19 protein-coding genes are annotated in these 18,441 nt (G+C 40.5%); 1 reads left to right on the top strand and 18 read right to left on the bottom strand.

Annotated features, from left to right (window positions below):
* Position 1 precedes the first annotated feature (1 nt).
* The 18 genes from HN459_00470 to HN459_00385 all read right to left on the bottom strand — a co-directional run bounded on the left by HN459_00470 (position 2) and on the right by HN459_00385 (position 18,121).
* Complete coding sequence (locus tag HN459_00470) at positions 2-949, bottom strand: methylenetetrahydrofolate reductase [NAD(P)H] (protein ID MBT3477915.1); 948 nt, start codon at positions 947-949, stop codon at positions 2-4.
* A gap of 5 nt (positions 950-954) precedes the next feature.
* Positions 955-1,602 carry an MBL fold metallo-hydrolase gene (locus HN459_00465; GenBank protein ID MBT3477914.1) on the bottom strand — a complete coding sequence of 216 codons (648 nt, stop codon included), beginning with the start codon at positions 1,600-1,602 and terminating at the stop codon, positions 955-957.
* Entirely contained in the window at positions 1,599-2,669 is a 1,071-nt protein-coding gene (locus tag HN459_00460; protein ID MBT3477913.1) for a hypothetical protein, read from the bottom strand. Before HN459_00460 ends, HN459_00465 begins: the two co-directional genes overlap by 4 nt.
* Before the next feature lie 136 nt (positions 2,670-2,805).
* Positions 2,806-3,477 (bottom strand): cytochrome c biogenesis protein CcsA, encoded by a 672-nt coding sequence (ccsA, locus tag HN459_00455; GenBank protein MBT3477912.1) that lies wholly within the window; start codon positions 3,475-3,477, stop codon positions 2,806-2,808.
* The gene (locus tag HN459_00450) at positions 3,477-4,139 is read right to left on the bottom strand and encodes an ABC transporter permease (protein ID MBT3477911.1); all 663 of its coding nucleotides are present in this window, start codon (positions 4,137-4,139) and stop codon (positions 3,477-3,479) included. The genes ccsA and HN459_00450 overlap by 1 nt, the downstream gene beginning before the upstream one ends.
* Positions 4,139-4,774 carry an ABC transporter ATP-binding protein gene (locus HN459_00445; GenBank protein ID MBT3477910.1) on the bottom strand — a complete coding sequence of 212 codons (636 nt, stop codon included), beginning with the start codon at positions 4,772-4,774 and terminating at the stop codon, positions 4,139-4,141. The genes HN459_00450 and HN459_00445 overlap by 1 nt, the downstream gene beginning before the upstream one ends.
* Before the next feature lie 9 nt (positions 4,775-4,783).
* The gene (locus tag HN459_00440) at positions 4,784-5,059 is read right to left on the bottom strand and encodes a hypothetical protein (GenBank protein ID MBT3477909.1); all 276 of its coding nucleotides are present in this window, start codon (positions 5,057-5,059) and stop codon (positions 4,784-4,786) included.
* Entirely contained in the window at positions 5,050-7,023 is a 1,974-nt protein-coding gene (locus HN459_00435; GenBank protein MBT3477908.1) for a heme lyase CcmF/NrfE family subunit, read from the bottom strand. Before HN459_00435 ends, HN459_00440 begins: the two co-directional genes overlap by 10 nt.
* Positions 7,020-7,454, bottom strand: coding sequence for a cytochrome c maturation protein CcmE (locus HN459_00430; protein MBT3477907.1), 435 nt, complete (start codon positions 7,452-7,454; stop codon positions 7,020-7,022). Before HN459_00430 ends, HN459_00435 begins: the two co-directional genes overlap by 4 nt.
* Before the next feature lie 8 nt (positions 7,455-7,462).
* Complete coding sequence (locus HN459_00425) at positions 7,463-9,121, bottom strand: methylmalonyl-CoA mutase family protein (protein MBT3477906.1); 1,659 nt, start codon at positions 9,119-9,121, stop codon at positions 7,463-7,465.
* A gap of 31 nt (positions 9,122-9,152) precedes the next feature.
* Complete coding sequence (locus HN459_00420; protein MBT3477905.1) at positions 9,153-10,874, bottom strand: carbon starvation protein A; 1,722 nt, start codon at positions 10,872-10,874, stop codon at positions 9,153-9,155.
* Between the two features lie 3 nt (positions 10,875-10,877).
* On the bottom strand, positions 10,878-12,857 hold the full coding sequence (locus HN459_00415; GenBank protein MBT3477904.1) for a 1-deoxy-D-xylulose-5-phosphate synthase: 1,980 nt from the start codon (positions 12,855-12,857) through the stop codon (positions 10,878-10,880).
* The gene (gene pdxT, locus HN459_00410) at positions 12,793-13,374 is read right to left on the bottom strand and encodes a pyridoxal 5'-phosphate synthase glutaminase subunit PdxT (GenBank protein MBT3477903.1); all 582 of its coding nucleotides are present in this window, start codon (positions 13,372-13,374) and stop codon (positions 12,793-12,795) included. Before pdxT ends, HN459_00415 begins: the two co-directional genes overlap by 65 nt.
* A gap of 24 nt (positions 13,375-13,398) precedes the next feature.
* Positions 13,399-14,283 (bottom strand): pyridoxal 5'-phosphate synthase lyase subunit PdxS, encoded by an 885-nt coding sequence (pdxS, locus tag HN459_00405; protein ID MBT3477902.1) that lies wholly within the window; start codon positions 14,281-14,283, stop codon positions 13,399-13,401.
* Entirely contained in the window at positions 14,276-15,136 is an 861-nt protein-coding gene (ispH, locus tag HN459_00400; GenBank protein ID MBT3477901.1) for a 4-hydroxy-3-methylbut-2-enyl diphosphate reductase, read from the bottom strand. The genes pdxS and ispH overlap by 8 nt, the downstream gene beginning before the upstream one ends.
* Positions 15,133-16,137, bottom strand: a complete 1,005-nt coding sequence (locus HN459_00395; protein ID MBT3477900.1) for a bifunctional oligoribonuclease/PAP phosphatase NrnA — start codon at positions 16,135-16,137, stop codon at positions 15,133-15,135. The genes ispH and HN459_00395 overlap by 4 nt, the downstream gene beginning before the upstream one ends.
* A gap of 70 nt (positions 16,138-16,207) precedes the next feature.
* Entirely contained in the window at positions 16,208-16,753 is a 546-nt protein-coding gene (locus HN459_00390; protein MBT3477899.1) for a cob(I)yrinic acid a,c-diamide adenosyltransferase, read from the bottom strand.
* A 3-nt stretch (positions 16,754-16,756) separates the two neighbouring features.
* On the bottom strand, positions 16,757-18,121 hold the full coding sequence (locus HN459_00385) for a sodium:proton antiporter (GenBank protein ID MBT3477898.1): 1,365 nt from the start codon (positions 18,119-18,121) through the stop codon (positions 16,757-16,759).
* A gap of 155 nt (positions 18,122-18,276) precedes the next feature.
* On the opposite strand from HN459_00385, the gene nqrM reads away from it, so the two are divergent.
* Positions 18,277-18,441 (top strand): (Na+)-NQR maturation NqrM, encoded by a 165-nt coding sequence (gene nqrM, locus HN459_00380; protein MBT3477897.1) that lies wholly within the window; start codon positions 18,277-18,279, stop codon positions 18,439-18,441.

Genomic DNA, 18,441 nt, shown 5'->3' with positions numbered 1-18,441 from the left:
TTTAATTGAATTGAGAGACAACTTTCGCTACTGAATTGGCAGAAGACATAATGTAAAAATGGACACACGGCACTTTTGCATCCACCAATTCCTGAACTTGATTCATGGCCCAATCAATACCAATACGTCGAATTTCTTCTTTCGATTGGCCTATGACTTGGTTGGATAATTCCTCGGGAATATCTACATAAAAGTTTTTCGGAATTACCCTCAAATGGGCTTCGGTGCTCAAAATTTTCAATCCCGGAATAATGGGAATATCAATCCCGGCGGCGTGGCAATCGTCTCTAAATTTGAAAAATGCATCATTGTTATAAAACATTTGTGTAACGATATAATCGGCTCCCGCATCCACTTTCGCTTTAAGATATTTTATATCGGTGGACATGTTAGGCGCTTCAAAATGCTTTTCAGGATAGGCACCCACACCAATACAGAAGTCCGTCGGTGCCGCATCCAACAATTCTTCAACGTAGTGACCCTCATTCATTTCTTTAATTTGTTCCACCAATCCTGCGGCAAATTTATGTTTTGTCTTTCCCGGTGCATTGGGTGGATCTTTCCGCAATTCGTCGCCACGGACTGCCAAGACATTTTTAATACCAAGATAATTAAGTTCAATGAGTGCATCTTCAGTTTCTTCCCGTGTGAATCCGCGACATAAAATATGAGGGACTGTTTCTACATTAAATTTATTTTTTATGGCAGCACTGATACCGATTGTACCGGGCCGTTTTCTGCGGATAAATCGAATGACTTTTCCGTCACCGGCGTCTTCATAATATACTTCCGCAGAGCGGCTGGTGAGATCGATAAAAGGTGGATCAAAGGGCATTAGCTCTTCAACCAGATTAAATATTTTATCAATTGATCCGCCACGGTTGGGTGGAATAATTTCATAACTAAATAGCGTTTTGTTCGCTTTCTCGAGGAAATCTATAACTTTCATAACTTTCAATTTAACCTGTCTTTTAAGGGAATTAAAAAGGGGTTTTCTCTTATTTCAAATTCTATTGTTGTATCGGGGCCATGACCAGAATGGACAATCCGTTCATGGTTTACAGTTTTCACCAAATGAATCAATGATGATTCTAATGTATTCCAATCACCGCCGGGCAAATCGGTTCGTCCTACACTTCCACGAAAAAGAGTATCACCAACAAAAATATGGTTTTCTATCTCCAAGCAAGTACCTCCTGGCGTATGCCCTGGAGTATTCACCGTATTAAAATGAAAATCACCGATTGTTATCTCAGTCTCATCCTTAAACCATATATCCACTGTTGGTGTTTGTTTTGGCGGCATTCCAAACATTTGACATGTCGCTTCATAGGTATCAAGAATATATTTTTCATCCTCATGGAGATAAAATGGAATTTGATACTTTTCTTTTAAAGGATGTACAGCACCAATATGATCCAAATGAGCATGGGTATTAATAATGGCAACGGGAATCAAGTTATGATTCTCAAGGGTCTGCATAATTAAGCTATCATCATCACCTGGATCCACCAGTACCGCCTGAGATGAATCAGGATACCAAGCAATATAACTATTCTCTTGAAACGGGCCCGTGACGACCGTTTCTACATTAAAGCTCAAATTTCGTCAAAGAAAAGTTCGTTAAGACACTGAATCTTATCCTCATAAGAATGGGGATAAAGGAATCGTTCTGCGGCAGAAATACTACTCAAGATGGAATTGCCATCCTGCGGTGTAAAGCAGAATCCATAGATCTCGTGTTCATTCCTTACATGAAGGGATTGTTCCACCACAACAGTTTGATTTAAAATGCGTCCAAAATGGCCATGATCTCTCCCGAATGAATAAACTGTACTGGTCATATTTTTAGTTGTCATAGCAACCAGATCATTGGCTGCAAGACGATCTTTTACTTCATTCAAATTGGTGGGTTCTTTTGTCTTTAGGGCAAACCAAAGTACATGCATATACTGGCTGTTCACCTTCATTGCTGAAGAAAATAAATTCAATTCATACCCTAAAGTGGCGAATAGCTCTGATGCATCTTTGGCATGGTGAGAACCGAACATTTCATCACTGTGGCCACCCACTGCTGGCGCAGGGATAAAACCCCCGGCCTGGCTCGTATCATTGGCACGACGGACACAAACAAAACGGCCTTCCTTGAGATTTTCAGGACCATGGCCATCTAAGGCTAGGGTATTTGTAATACATGAAATATTATGAGTATTGCAGGACACCACTTGGATAAATTGATTGTCTCCATTCTTAAGGACAGAATCATTGATACCACGGGCATACTTTACACCGAAGCCATCTTCACTGCCCTGCGCCATAAATCCTTTTACTTTATCATCAAATTTATGGTAATACCTTTCCTTATTCTGATGACCCACACCGGATGGCGTACAGTCAATCACAACTGAAGCACGACCAATGGCCTCTTCCGTTTCAAGTTCAGGATCCATTCCTAACACTTTAAATCCTTCAACTTTGTCCTCACCCACTGCAAGGCGAGCTCCTCTTTTTAAAAGATCTATAACTTTTGAACGATCGCTACGTAGAGGAGAATTTTTATTAAATGTGACCTCGTCAATTCCAAGTTGATCGCGATAATCACATAGCAAACCGATCAGCGGCTCACCTATAGTTCCTGTCCCAACGACATGGACAATTTTACGCTCCATTTAATACGACTCCTTATTCGAATTTTTTGTTTGATTTTTGTTCAGCAAACGACTTTCTGAACAAAGTTGAATGGTGAACCATACCACAATGGTTCCAAATACAATTATATAAACGGCCAGAAAATAACCAAAAAAATTATACATGAGCCACATTCCTGTTGTTAATTCGTATCACATGAATTCTATATCTCAACATTAATGTATACAGTAATGTAAAAATGCCTAAAGATAATAAAAATGGCACTAGGATTCCCGTAGGCTGTTGGGCCATTTCTACCTGAGGATGGGATTGAATTTCTGGTGACCAAAACTGGACCGATATAAAGATAATTGGAACATCCGCAAAGGCAATAATACCCAAGGCGGCGGCATAACGTTTTACACGTTCTGCATGGCCACCAAATGATCGCATCATGAAATAACCGATATAGATTAAGAATAAGATTAATGTTGTGGTGAGGCGCGGTTCCCATACCCATGGTTGGCCCCAAATTGGCGTAGCCCAAATTGGCCCTGTCGTTAAAACGAGTGCCGTAAATAAGGTGCCAATTTCAGCCGCCGCAAGACCTACATCATCCCAACGATCGTCCCCTTTGACGAAAAACATAATGCCTGCAACCATGACAATAAAAAAGGATAGGAATGCAACCCAGGCTGAGGGTACATGAACATAGAAAATCTTTTGAGCCCAGTGCTGATCAGGTACCATGGGTGTAACAAAAATTACATGCCATATATTGAACAGCATTAGACAGACTGTCAATAGAAACCAAACTTGGTTGGTTTTATTTTGAAAAAATGGTTTCATTATTCTTCAGTAATAAAGTCGAATAAAGTGTATCCAACTAGGCCGAAAATTACTATAACAGATAGGACGATTAACAACCATATTTTCCATAATTCAATGGGGTCTGCAGCCATGATTCCTGCAGATATTTTTGTCGCCGCTATTATTACAGGTGATACCAGTGGAAATAATAAAACTGGTAATAGAACTTCGCTCAATCTTGCCCGCATTGCGAGTCCGGAAACAAGATTGGCAATTGCCATAATAGCTAAATTAATCAACAATGTTGTTCCCAATGCAAATAATGGCTGTGCTGGGAAATTTATTAGTAAAAATTTAAAAAATGGAAGAACAATAAGCAGTTCCATTATAGATAAAAAGATGAATCCGCTAATCCATTTTGAAAGAAAAATGAGTCCTCGATCAACTGGTGCGCTAATCAACATTGAAAAAGCATCAAATTCTTTTTCATAAGCGAAGGATCGGTGAACACCCAAAACTGCTACAAACAACACCATAATCCAAAACATTCCCGGGGCATAGTTGGCCACGATCACCGGCGATACGTTAGATGTAAATGCGAAAGTAAGAATGATGGAAAGTCCAAAAACCAACATGGAAAGGGTAACTTCCCGAGATCGAAATTCAATAAATAATTCTTTTTTAAGTAATGTGAAAAACATCAAGATTCAAGGAATATTCCATCCTCCAGTTGAAGAATCCGATCACCATATTCTTCTGCCCGCTCTTTGTTGTGAAGCACCATGCAGATAGATTTTCCTATATTTTTCCAACCGTTTATAGCGTTATCCATGAGGTCGATTCCGTCCCTATCTAAACCTGAGAATGGTTCATCAATGAGCAACAAATCCCAATGAGCTAGTTCAGCATAGGTCAATTTCAAGCGCTGGAGCATACCTTGAGAATAAATCGAGATTGGATCGTCTACTTGATCAAATAATCCAAATTGACCCAGCTGTTTTTTAATCTTTGAGCGACCGATGGTCATACCTCTTAATTGCATGGCTAATTTTAAATTTTCAACTGCCGATAAAGCGGTATACATTGCCGGTGCATGACCTAGATATAATATATTTTTTCTTATAGAGGGAAGTCCTTTTAGCAAATCACCATTTTGGAATGATATTTCACCGCCATCGCATGCCATGATCCGCGCCAATATCCGAAGCAAAGTAGATTTTCCTGCACCATTCTTACCCATGATGACTACTGTTTCTTCTTTCTTTATAGAAAAGGAAACATTTTTTAACACGGGACGATGATTAAAGGATTTTTTTACATTTGAAACTAATAGCATTAAAACACGCTACTTGGCCATCAATAGGGCAATGATTTCAGAAACTTCCTGCTTTAATTCATTCCGGCCAGACTGGAAATCTTCTTCATTTATATTCCCAATGTCAAACTCCATTTCTAATTCATTAATTTGGCGGTATAGTAAAAGTTTTTTGCGTCTTAATGAAGGAATATCGGCAACATCATCCGGCGCTTCAAAATAGGGTAAAAATAAGGGCTGAAGTATAAAGATTATTGGCAATATGAAGAAGATAAGTACCAAGCTATAATCACGGATTATATCCATTGTTGATCTTTCCTTGGCCACATTGCTACCACCGTACCAAAAACGAGAATATAACCGCCGACCCAAACCCAGCGCACGAGAGGATTTACCATAATTTTTATAAATGCAACTCCATTCTCATTGTCAACAGCAGAAAAGATTGAATAAATATCTTTATTCATTGTAGTATAAATATCCAATTCGCTATGAGGTTGTCGACGATTTATATCTGGATTATTATGGAAATAGATTCTTTTTTCAGGATGAAGATTAGTGACGAATTCACCCTCAGAATTTGTTACCCGTAAATCTGAAATCCAGGCATAATGGTTAAGTCGTTCTGATTCTGATAATTGAGTTAATTCAAATTCATATCCCGCCACATGATTCTTCTCCCCGACCTTTAGACTGAATTCTTTCTCCTTGTCAAAGGCATGGCCCGTGAAACCAATGAACATAAATACGATACCTAAATGAACAACATATCCACCATAACGGGAACGATTTTTACTCACCATTCGGATTAATGCAGTAAATATAGATTCATTAAATTTATTCGTTCGAGCCCGAATGCCACGGACAAATTCAGTTAAAACTGTAGCCGTTACAAAAGCACATAAGCTAAATGAAATCACTACATTTCCAGTATACCCAAGGATCAGAAGGATTATCATTGTAATCAATCCAGTTAAAATTGGGAATGTAAAATTTCTGATTAAGCTTTTTCTTCCTGTCTTTCGCCAAGCTAATAATGGCCCAATACCTGTTAATGCCAATAAAATCAATCCGATTGGTATATTGATTTGATTAAAGAATGGTGGGCCAACAGTAATTTTTGTTCCCCGAACCGCTTCAGAGATCACTGGAAAAAGCGTCCCCCAAAACACAGAAAAACACAAAACAACAAAAACCATATTGTTGAATAAAAAACCACTTTCACGGGATGTGAAAGATTCCATTTTTCGTGGTGAGCGTAAATCGTTCAATCGAGTGTACATTAATCCAAAAGATGCTACCAGTATAAAGAAAACAAATGTTAAGAAAATCGGACCCAATGAAGAAGCTGTGAATGAATGAACAGAACTCATAACGCCAGACCGCGTAAGAAAAGTACCAAAAATACAAAGTGTAAATGTGATTATAATTAAAACCATATTCCACACTCGAAGCATGTCCTTCTTTTCCTGGATTATGATGGAATGAATAAAAGCAGTTGCAGTTAGCCAAGGCATAAAACTGGCATTTTCAACTGGGTCCCAAGCCCAGTAACCGCCCCAACCTAATTCCTGGTAGGCCCACCAGCCGCCGAGGATAATTCCCATACTTAAAAATAACCATGCCACCAATGTCCAGCGACGAATACTCTGGATCCATAATGGGCTAGTGTCGCGGTTCATGAGTGCTGAAATGGCAAAACCAAAAGGGACTGAAAAACCCACATAGCCTAAATACAAGGTAGGTGGGTGAATTGCCATCGTTATATTTTGTAAAAGCGGATTCAACCCATTCCCATTGGCTACGATAAAGTCTGCTTCTGTGGGTGAAAATGGATTAACCACAAAATTAGTCAGCACCAGAAAAAACATTTGAATAATTGCTAATGTAATAATCACCCAAGGCATAAGTCTATTATGCTTCCGCTGGTTTTGCAATATCACAATGGTGGTGTAAATTGATAAAATAAATAACCAAAATAATAGTGATCCGGACTGTCCGGCCCAAAGGGCGGATATTTTATAAATAGTTGGCGTTTCTATACTGGTATATCGGGCAACATAATCCACATCAAAATTGCCAATCAGCAATTGGTAACTGAGAATAAAAGTGGCAAGAAATACAAAGAATGAAACACCCAAAGCCAATCGTTGGCCGGTGAGAACCAAGCGTTGATCTTTGGTTTGCGTATAGAAAATCAGTGTTATTACAGTGAGAATGCTAAACCCGAATGCCAGGTTTAGTGCCACACTACCGGCAATTGGGGTCATGTATCGATTTCGTTTAAGTTATAACTAGTTTCATCCCGAAGATCACCTTCGTAACGGGAAGCACATTTGGTTTGCAATTCGTCGGCGTAAAACGTGCCATTGAGATAGTGACCGGTGACAATAACCTCTGCTCCGTCTTTGAAAAGATCTGGACGTGTACGGTCATACTTTACTCCCAATTCTGTTTCGCCTTCTTTCAGAATAAAAGTGCAATCCAGATAATTTGTTTCTGATATCACAATAGAACCATCTTTTACCAACCCTCCCAATTTCGTACGGCGGTTCGTCTTATCCTTGATGAGTTCATCCACGGACACAAAAGTTGCCATGGCTTTTTCATCAGCAGGATTTGAAGAAACCCAGCTAATCCAAAAAATCACAACAGCAATTACCCCACTGATCATTAGTTTAAATTTTTTATTACTATTCATGTTTTCCCTTAAAATATAGCAGATTCTTGCCATTCGCCAAATTCAGATTTCATGGCCACCACAATTTCACCCATTGTTGCAAATATTTTGGCCGCTTCTACGATAGGTGGCATAATGTTATCCCCATTAGCACAAGCTTCCTGTATTTGGATTAGTGCCACCTTTACAGCATTCTCATTTCTCCCAATCCTCAAATCGGCCAAAGCTTTCAACTGAAGGGTTTCAGCTTTATCACCAATTTCCAATAAAGGAATATCAATTTCTTCATCCTTCTTTACGAATTTATTTACACCCACATGAATCAATTGTTTATTATCAATTTTCTGTTGGTAAATAGAGGCAGCACGGGCAATTTCCCGTTGAAAGTATCCCTTTTCAATAGCAGAGATTACACCACCTTGGTTTTCAATTTCATCAAAATATTTTTCTGCTTCTGCTTCCATTTGATCTGTTAAGGATTCCACAAACCATGATCCCCCTAGCGGATCGGCTACATTAGCTACACCAGTTTCAAAAGCAATCAATTGTTGGGTTCGCAGTGCAATCTCGGCTGATTTTTCTGTGGGTAATGCTAAAGTTTCATCCATTGAATTTGTATGAAGCGATTGGGTGCCGCCTAAAACTGCCGCCATAGCTTGAAAGCCCGTTCGGGCGATATTGTTCTCAGGCTGTTGAGCTGTAAGTGAGCATCCTGCAGTTTGGGTATGGAATCTCAATTTCCATGAGCGCGGATTCTTGGCGCCATATTTATTTTTCATCCGTTTAGCCCAAATGCGACGGGCGGCACGGTACTTTGCAATTTCTTCAAAGAAATCCATGTGGGAATTAAAAAAGAAGGATAAGCGAGGCGCGAATGCATCAACATCCAAGCCTGCATCTATAGCGTATTCCACATAGGTAAATCCATCCGCCAGTGTAAAAGCCAACTCCTGGGCGGCGGTGGATCCTGCTTCCCGGATGTGGTAACCAGAAATTGAAATGGTATTGTACTGAGGCATATGCTCAGTGCAAAAAGACATCATATCAGTAATAACTCTCATGGATGGTTCCGGTGGAAATATCCATTCTTTTTGGGCAATAAATTCTTTCAGAATATCATTTTGGAGGGTGCCGCGCAAATTTTCTAATGGTACTCCTTGATTTTGGGCAACGGCAATATAAAAGGCCAATAAGATGACAGCGGGACCATTAATCGTCTGGGACACAGAAATATCACCCAAATTTATTCCTTCAAACAGCCGTTCCATATCTTTGATGGATGCAATACTGACACCGCACTTCCCCACTTCACCTTTAGACCAAGGGTGATCTGGATCATAGCCCATTAATGTGGGCATATCAAAGGCAACCGATAATCCAGTCTGTCCTTTGCTTAATAAAGAATGGTAGCGGGCGTTGGTTTCTTCCGGCGTGCCAAATCCGGAGAATTGCCGTTTGGTCCAAAGTTTACCCCGATACATATTGGCGTGGACACCACGCGTATATGGGAATTGCCCGGGGAATCCCAATTTATCTAAAAATCCATTACCAGGGTTTTTAGGATAATATAGCGATTCCAATGATTCACCGCTCAGTGTTTCAAAGCTATAATCTCTAGTGGCAGAAGATTTCGCTTCCTCTTTCCACTGTTGTTTGGCTTGATTAAATAATTCTAATTGATCAGACATATCCGTATTGGCTGTAATTGTAATTTGAAATTTACGGTGCTCGGCGAATTTCTAATACCTTATTCACACCTTCAAAAGCCATCCAAATAATGAGTCCTATGAGAATAACGGTTAATCCGAAAAGAATATTATTGGTACCATAAAATTTTATCGCATTCGTAGCCAAAGCTGTAAAAGTGAGAGCCATGATGAGCAACATTGGAATCAATAATGGCAGAATGGGCTTCTTCTTTTGCCAATAATAAAGGGTCAGAACCATAAGTGTGAGTGCCGCTAGCATTTGGTTACTCGCCCCAAAGATTGGCCATAATAACCAACCGGCCTGACGAGTGGCACCCGTCCCAGGATCGGATACATTCCAAAAGGCCAATAGAATTGCCGGCACAATTGCAATAACAGTGGCAATATATCGATTCGTCAATAGTTTTATATTTGTGGCAACGCCGAATTCATTCAAGATAAATCGTTGAATTCTTGTGGCTGTATCCAAAGTTGTGGCGGCAAATGAAATTACCAAAACGGCCATAAGGGTAGTTGCAATTTCAGATGAAATTCCTAATGATTGCAGTAATGCGCCACCGCCCAGTACAAATGCTGTTGCTTTATTTCCACTGGCATGTTCCCATGAATCGTAATAAACTGCCCAATTCAAATCTGCAACTGGACCAACAGTGGGCAAATTACATTGGGTAACCAAAGATATCCCCGCCACCGCCGCGATGGTTGAGGCCAAGGCTAACGTTCCCTCCCCGATCATTCCGCCATAGCCAACCATTCGAGCATCAGATAACTTTTCTAACTGTTTTGAAGATGTTCCTGATGCCACCAATCCATGAAATCCACTAATTGCGCCACAGGCAACTGTAACGAAAAGAAGAGGGAACAGCCCTGGCACTCCAGGCTCAGAAAAAGACCTAATGGCCGGTGCATCAACTATAGGCTGGGCTACAAAAATTCCTAAAAACAATAGTCCCAAGCCCACAAATAGTTGGTGGCTGTTAATATAATCCCGAGGCTGAAGCAGGGTCCATACCGGTAATAAACTGGCAATAGCTGAATAAATAAATAACAAGATGATCCACAAATTCTTAGCATCTTGAACCGGCATTGCTGTAGTGAAATCAATGGGCGCTTTTGTACCAACCCAGATAAAAAAGTATAATAAAGCTAAAGCAACCAAGGATGGAATTAGGATATCCATTTTCTTTTTATAAATCAAAAACCCCATAATGATAGCGATAATAATTTCAATATTGATGGGAATTACTGATGCAGGAATTCCTACGAATAAATCGGCAATTGCCATAGCAAAAACAGCCAAAACTAGCCAGACCAATAGAATGATAAAGATTAGAAACATGAGACGAACTCTTTTACTGATCGTCGTAGAAGCAATATCAGCTATACTGCGACCTTTTTCTTTTGCACTGGTGACTAGTGCGCCAAAATCATGGACGGCTCCCATAAATACAGTACCTACCAATATCCATACTAAGGCCGGCAGCCATCCCCAATATGCTGCCACACAAGGACCAATTATAGGCGCTGCCCCAGCAATGGATGTAAAGTGATGTCCGAAAAGTATATGTTTTTTTGTCGGGACAAAATCCACACCATCTTCAAATTCTTTGGAAGGCATTGGATGACTCTCATCTTTCATACCAAAAATTCGTTGACCTACAAATTTGGAGTAAAATTTATATCCGAGGAAAAGAAAAGAAAGACCTATAAGGACCAATACGATTGAGCTCATTGACTATTTATCCAATTCAACATGATATTGAGATACATCAACCGCATCAACAATACCATTTTGGCTAATACCGCAATTCTTCAATAAAATATCACGAGGACCATGCTCAACAAATTCATTTGGAAGGCTAATAATTCGAGTTTTCCCTACAAAGTCATGGGTGGATAGCCATGCCAATACACCTTCACCAAAACCGCCGGTTTTTACACCTTCTTCTACCGTGACCACTTGATTGAAGCGGCCAATAATTGATTCTAAATATCCCTCGTCCATTGGTTTAATGAAGCGACAGTTTACTATTTCACAATTCACTCCGGATTGGCTCAACCTATCAGCCGCGTCTAAGGCATCATAAACTTGGGCACCCACTGCAAGGATCACCACATCAGTTCCGTGGCGCATAACTTCCCAACTGCCAATGGGCAAAAGTTCAGCTTGACCATTGGTATCAAATTCTTTCGAGGATCCTTTAGGATATCGAATGGCAAAAGGGCCATCTTGGTAATCGAGTCCAGTATAAAGTAAATGGCGCAATTCATTTCCATTCTTTGGCGCCGCAACAACCATTCCCTGTATGCATTTCAAGTAAGAAATATCCAATGCGCCATGATGGGTGGGGCCATCTTCACCGGCTATACCTGAGCGATCCAAACAGAATACAACAGGTAAATGTTGAATGGCCACATCGTGGACAATATGGTCAAAAGCACGTTGTAAAAATGTTGAATAAATAGCGACGATGGGACGAACACCTTCAGTAGCTAATCCTGCCGCAAAAGTAACACCATGGCCTTCTGCAATACCCACATCATAATAGCGATCGGGAAATTCCTTCGCAAAGGGTACCAAGCCTGTCCCCTCACGCATGGCAGCTGTTATACAAACTGTATCATCCCTGTTTCGAGCTACTTCACAAACCAGCGCTCCGAATACATTCTGAAAAATGGGCGCACTGGGTTCTACATCCGTTGGAGAAGAAATTTTTTCTTTTGCCTTCCCGTTTGGTTTCACAGCATGGAATTTTACCGCATCGCTGTAGTATTGTCCATTCTCTCCATTAGTAGAGACCATACCCTTACCCTTTTTAGTTAGGATATGCAACAAGGCAGGTGTTTTTAAATCTTTGATTCGATCCAAGGTTGGTACCAATTCATCCAAGTTATGGCCATCTACAGGACCAATATAACGAAACCCCAATTCTTCAAATAGCATCCCCGGGACTAGTAAAGATTTTAAACTTTCTTCTATTCGATGCAGCATGGTTCGGGCTGTGCGCTTTCCAAAAGGTAATTTTCCAGAAATTTTCCAGATCTCATCCCGAATCCTGTTATAAAGTGGATTTGTTACAATTCTAGTTAAATAAGTATTGATAGCGCCTACATTGGGACTAATGGACATTTCATTATCATTCAGAACCACTAGCATTGGTGTTCGCAAATGGCCCGCATTGTTTAATGCTTCAAAAGCTAATCCGCCCGTCATTGAACCATCGCCAATAACTGAAACAACACGATAATTTTTTCCTGTACGTTTTTGCGCTTCTGCAATGCCTGTAGCAGCCGAAATAGATGTGGATGCATGACCTGCCCCAAATGCATCATATTCACTTTCGGATCGCTTTAAAAAACCACTTAAGCCACCATATTGGCGTATGGTTGGGAATGCATCAAATCGTCCCGTAAGTAGTTTATGGGCATAGCCTTGATGACCCACATCCCAAACAATTTTATCATCCGGTGTATTAAATACTTTGTGAAGGGCTACGGTTAATTCAACAACACCCAATGTTGGGGCCAAATGACCGCCCACCTGACTAACCACTTCTATTGTATGGTGCCTTACTTCATCAGCCAATTGTCGCAGTTCATCCATGGAATAATTTTTAATATCCGCTGGAGATTTAATATTGGGCAGAAGACTAAGCTGCATATGTTTTTTGAAATTGTTTTTTAAAAATATAATTGTGAAAAATAGTGATGCCATCCAATTCAGGATGAAACGATAATCCAAGGTGGTGGCCTTGTTTCACTGCCACAGGATTACCTTTATATTCACTAATAATTTCAACACCATTATTTACTTTTGTAATTTTCGGCGCACGAATAAAAGTAGCCGGAACTTCAGTGACTGTCCCGTTTAATTGAACTGGTAATTCTTTTGTAAAAGAATGGATTTGCCTCCCGTATCCATTCCGATCCACTTCAACATCCAAGACATTTAGAGGTTCCACCTTTGAATCAGGCGCCGTTGAGGACATCATAATCAACCCGGCACATGTGCCCAAAATTGGATATTTTTTTGCGAAATTTCTCAATGGTTCGTGGAAACCAATTCGCTTCATTAAATCGGTCATAGTTGATGATTCTCCGCCAGGAATGACCAATCCTTTAATCTCAACAAGTTCACTGGGATAGCGAATTTCTTTTGCAGGAATTTGGAGCATATTCAATATCTGAATATGTTTTGCATAATCCCCCTGCAATGCTAGGACACCAATCATATTAAAATTGGAAGCCCCACTTCCCTACCAACCTCTTTCCTGGAGACGCTCTCCCTTAGGAATTTCAGCCATATCTAAACCCTTCATGGCTGCTTGAAGACCAGTGGAAATTTCAACAAGTTTGGCGGGATCTTTGTAGTAAGTCACTGCATCCACAATTGCTCTTGCTCTTGGCGCTGGATCATCACTCATGAAAATACCTGAACCAACAAAAACTGTCTCTGCTCCCAACTGCATCATAAGAGATGCATCAGCGGGAGTGGCAATGCCACCGGCGGCAAAATTTGGAACCGGTAATTTACCTAGTTTAGCTACTTGCTGGACTAATTCAAATGGTGCGCCCATATCTTTGGCTGCTGCCATAAGTTCATCTTGATTCATAACTGTTAATTTCTTCATATCACTTTGAACCTGACGCATATGGCGAACTGCTTCAACAATATTTCCGCTTCCTGCTTCACCTTTGGTCCGAATCATTGCCGCACCTTCGCCGATCCGCCGCAGTGCTTCACCCAAGTTTCGGCAACCGCAAACGAAGGGAACTTTAAAATCACTTTTCCAAATATGGTTATGTTCATCGGCAGGTGTGAGGACTTCACTTTCGTCAACAAAATCAACTTCTAGCGCTTCCAGTATCTGCGCTTCTACAAAGTGGCCAATACGAACTTTTGCCATTACCGGGATTGATACAGTTGCTTGAATATCCTTAATCATCTGGGGATCACTGGCACGGGATATACCGCCTTCCTTCCGGATCAATGCAGGGATTCGCTCTAACGCCATCACCGCAACGGCGCCAGCATCTTCTGCTATTTTTGCCTGATCCGCGTTCATCACATCCATGATGACACCACCTTTTAACATTTCGGCTAAACCGACTTTTACTTCGAATGAACCTATATCAGCCATATACAATCTCCTCTGGGACTTTCCCAATTTCTTTAATTTTAGTTAAAACTTCGTCAATAATATTATCCGGTGTACTAGCGCCGGCGGATACACCAACCGCTTCTACACCTTCTATCCATTTAGGATCAATCTCCTCTGCGCAAGTAACTTGGTATGATCTTTCATTTCTTTCTTTAGCTAAAGCGGTGAGACGATTTGAATTGGCGCTTGTGAATGATCCAATAACAATCATGGCATCGCATTGCCTTGCTAATTCTTTAATCTGACTTTGGTTCCGCTTTGTTGGGAAACAAATCGTATTCACAAACCGGAGGTCAAAAACCTTGGTCATGATTATATTAATAATTTCTTGCACATTTTCAATAGTTTGGGTGGATTGACTAACCACACCGGCTCGTTTTGTTTTCCGCAATGCTTCCGCTTCTTCTGGTGTGGCCACAATTATAGGGTCTTTAACTTGGCTGGCAATACCCACAACCTCATCATGCCCGTGGTCACCCACAATAATGATCTTACGACCTTCTGCTTCCAATTTTTTTACTTCTTCATGGATCTCTAACACTAACGGACAAGTGGCATCCACGATATTCATATCTTTGGAATTGGCCTCTCCCCACGTATCTACCGCAGTACCATGAGCGCGAAAAAGGATCGATTTGCCTTCAGGTACGTCATCAAGTGAATCCACAACTTTTGCACCTGAATCATCTAAATCTTTGACCACATTCTCATTATGGACGATGTGACCGAGCATATATACATCGCCATATTTCTCCGTTGTATCGAATGCCAGATTGACCGCATCCCTCACGCCGAAACAATAACCCGCATCTTTAGCCAATATTATTTTCATTCATGATACCCATTCTGTTGCGCCAGTACAGCCCGAGTTTCAGCTAATACTTTTGGAAGTACTTCGTCCAGAGAACCCTCTGCTACAGCGCCGGCAGCTAATTTATGTCCACCACCGCCCATTGCTTTGGCAATTTCATTAATGACATATTTTCCTTTGGAACGAAGATTAATCCGGCAAGTGTTCTCGGAATTTTGAAAGATCATGACCGCCACCTCTACACCGCGGATAGTGCGGACAAAATCAGTAAAGCCGTCCACATCTTTTTTGTTGGCCCCAGCCTCATCCATCATAGTTTGGTCAATGGTAAACCAGGCCAATTCGCCTGTTTCATTATATTGAAGTTTATTCAGTATAAGACCTAGCAAAGCTACTCGCCCTTTGGAACTGCTCTCATATACAGACTGGTAAATCGCCGATGTATTCACGCCTTCTGCGATACATTCCATGGCAATCTTGTGACATTTTTGATTCGTATTGCTATAGCAAAATGAGCCTGTATCCGTCATAACGCCGGTATATATGCCGACCGCAATTTCATTCGTTAGAGGCACATTGCCAGCCTGCATAAAATCGTAAACCATTTCACCGGTGGCTGCCGCTTTAATATTGATAAAATTTTCGGCAAAACGCCCATCGCTTAAATCGGGATGATGATCAATATTAACAACATGAATTTTGTTGGATTCTAATTCATCACCGATTTGTCTCATACGGCGGTAATCGCCCACATCAAAGATTAAGGCCAAATCTACTTGAGAAATCCAATCATCATGAATGTCAGACCGGTATGTTTCAATAATCTCACCTCCATTTAAAAATTCATATTCATAGGGGAGGTCAGAAATTTGGATGAGACGGCAATCTTTTCCCTGGCTTTTGAGGTAATGATACATGGCGCAGGCACTACCGAGTCCATCCCCGTCAGGGTTTTCATGGGTGGAGAGTAAAATCCTTTCCACACCGTCTATTGTTTTATGTAATGATTTCCAGTCTAACATGATGTTTTTAAGACCGCGAATTTAGGTATATTTTTTAGATTTTAAGCAATGATAGAGTACTAAATATTATTTAATTATTTCGTTCCCAAAGAGTTTCACCTTCCCCATGATTCTGAGATATAAATCTTGCCAAAACAAAAAAGTAATCACTGAGGCGGTTGAGGTAAATCAGCCAGAATTTTACATCCGTTCCTGTTTCCATTAATGTTACGCAGGATCGTTCCACCCTTCGGCAAACCGCCCGAACCACATGAATCCTTGCGGACAACTCATCCCCGCCGGGCAAAATAAATTCTGTTAATGGTGGCAGAAATTTATTCATTTTTTCTAAAGACGATTCTAAAATATTGATTCGGTCTTTGCTAAATAATTCCATATCTGTCCCGGGCATTGATGCTTCACCGCCTATATTAAATATATCCTGTTGGATGGATTTTAGTTCAGTTACCAATTCCTTTTCGTTACAAGCTGTAACGGTCAAGCCTAAAAAAGAATTCAATTCATCCAGATCTCCTTGAAATACTATATGTGGATGGTCTTTGGAAACGCGTTTTCCATCACCTAATCCTGTACCCCCCTTATCTCCCGTTTTAGTGGTGACTTTTGAAATCCGCATAAATCAGAAAAATATATAACTAACCAGAAGAAACAATGGAATAAGAATGGGCATGGACCATTTAAATAAGTATCCGAAAAAGGAGGGCATTTCTATCCCCGATGATTCAGAAATAGATTTTACCATAAAGTTGGGCGCATTGCCTATATATGTATTTGCTCCCATGAAAACAGCACCAGCTGAAATGGCCAACAAAGTTTGACTCAAATCACCCATGAGCAATGAAGGATCGCCTCCGGCAGTATTGAAGAACACAAGATATGTGGGTGCATTATCCAAAAAGCTGGACAAAATTCCAGTGGCCCAGAAATACATATAATTAATGGGTCCTGCCTCATTTGAAACAGAATTAATCACCGCAGATAGAGCACCATCTGTACCGGCTTTTAATATGGCGATGGCGGGAATGATTGTAATAAATATTCCGGCAAAAAGTTTGGCCACTTCTACAATGGGAAACCAAGTATACTCATTAGCTTCTCGAATGGTTTGGCTCGTCATTTTCCAACTAGCAACAGTTAAGCCGAGTAAAAGGATATCTCTAACAATATTTTGTAATTCCATATGAACGTGGTAAACATCAAAAGAAATATGGGGATCCCAGAAACCGCTCAACAAAACACCACCGATTACGCCAACCAATAATAAAAGGTTTAATGATCCTTTAATACCCAGTTTCTCAGGAGATACTGGAGCAGGATGGGATTCTTCCCGATTGTATAGAAATGTATCAAAAGCAAAAAAGATAGCTAATAAACAAACAGCCATAAAGAGCATGGGTACAAACATGGCTGATGTGGTCCAGAAAAAATCCACACCTTTTAGGAAACCCAGAAACAGGGGCGGGTCACCAAGAGGCGTCAGGGACCCTCCAATATTTGCCACGAGAAAAATAAAGAATACAATTACATGGACTTTATTCTGTCTATCCTTATTGGCACGAATAAGAGGACGAATCAATAGCATTGCTGCACCGGTGGTTCCCATCCAACTTGCCAAAATTGTACCGATAAGTATTACGCCAGTATTTACAATGGGTTTCCCCACCAACGATCCCGTTAGCTGAACACCACCGGAAATAGTGAATAATGCCAAAAGTAATATGATGAATGGAATGTATTCCAGTAACCCTACGTGGAGGAGTTCATAAAGCGTGACTGAAAAACCAGCACTAAATAAAAATGGAACAATTAATAATAAAGCCCAGAATGCAGAAATTTTTCCAAAATTTCGATGCCAAAAATGGGGTGCCACTAGTGGAAACCCAGCAATGGACAAAAGAATTCCGGCAAATGGGATTACCCATAATATGGATAAATTCGCCCCATCTAAATGGGGAGTACCACTGCTGCCGCTAGCAAATGCCATGACAGGTAACAATAATATGGAGATTAGTATTTTCATTCGAAGTGTATATTTAGGTGTTATGTGTTAATCAATAAGCGTTGAAATTAAACGGTTCAGTACAACCATCCTAATTTTTGATTTGCACTTTCAATCGAAAAAATTTATTAAATTTAACCATGCAAATTTTCTTCGCAATTTTAGTTATCGGTGTGGCCGTCTTGGGAATGTCCATTGGTGTAATTTTTAATCGTAAGCCTCTGCAAGGATCTTGTGGCGGTGTGGCCAGTGATTGCGTTTGCTTGACCGGAGGAATTTGTGATGACCCCTCTCAGAAACCGTAA

This window comes from Candidatus Neomarinimicrobiota bacterium, assembly GCA_018647265.1.
Taxonomy (GTDB): domain Bacteria; phylum Fidelibacterota; class Marinisomatia; order Marinisomatales; family TCS55; genus TCS55.
Note: the sequence above shows the minus strand (reverse complement) of the source record. Positions and strands in the feature narration are given on the sequence as shown.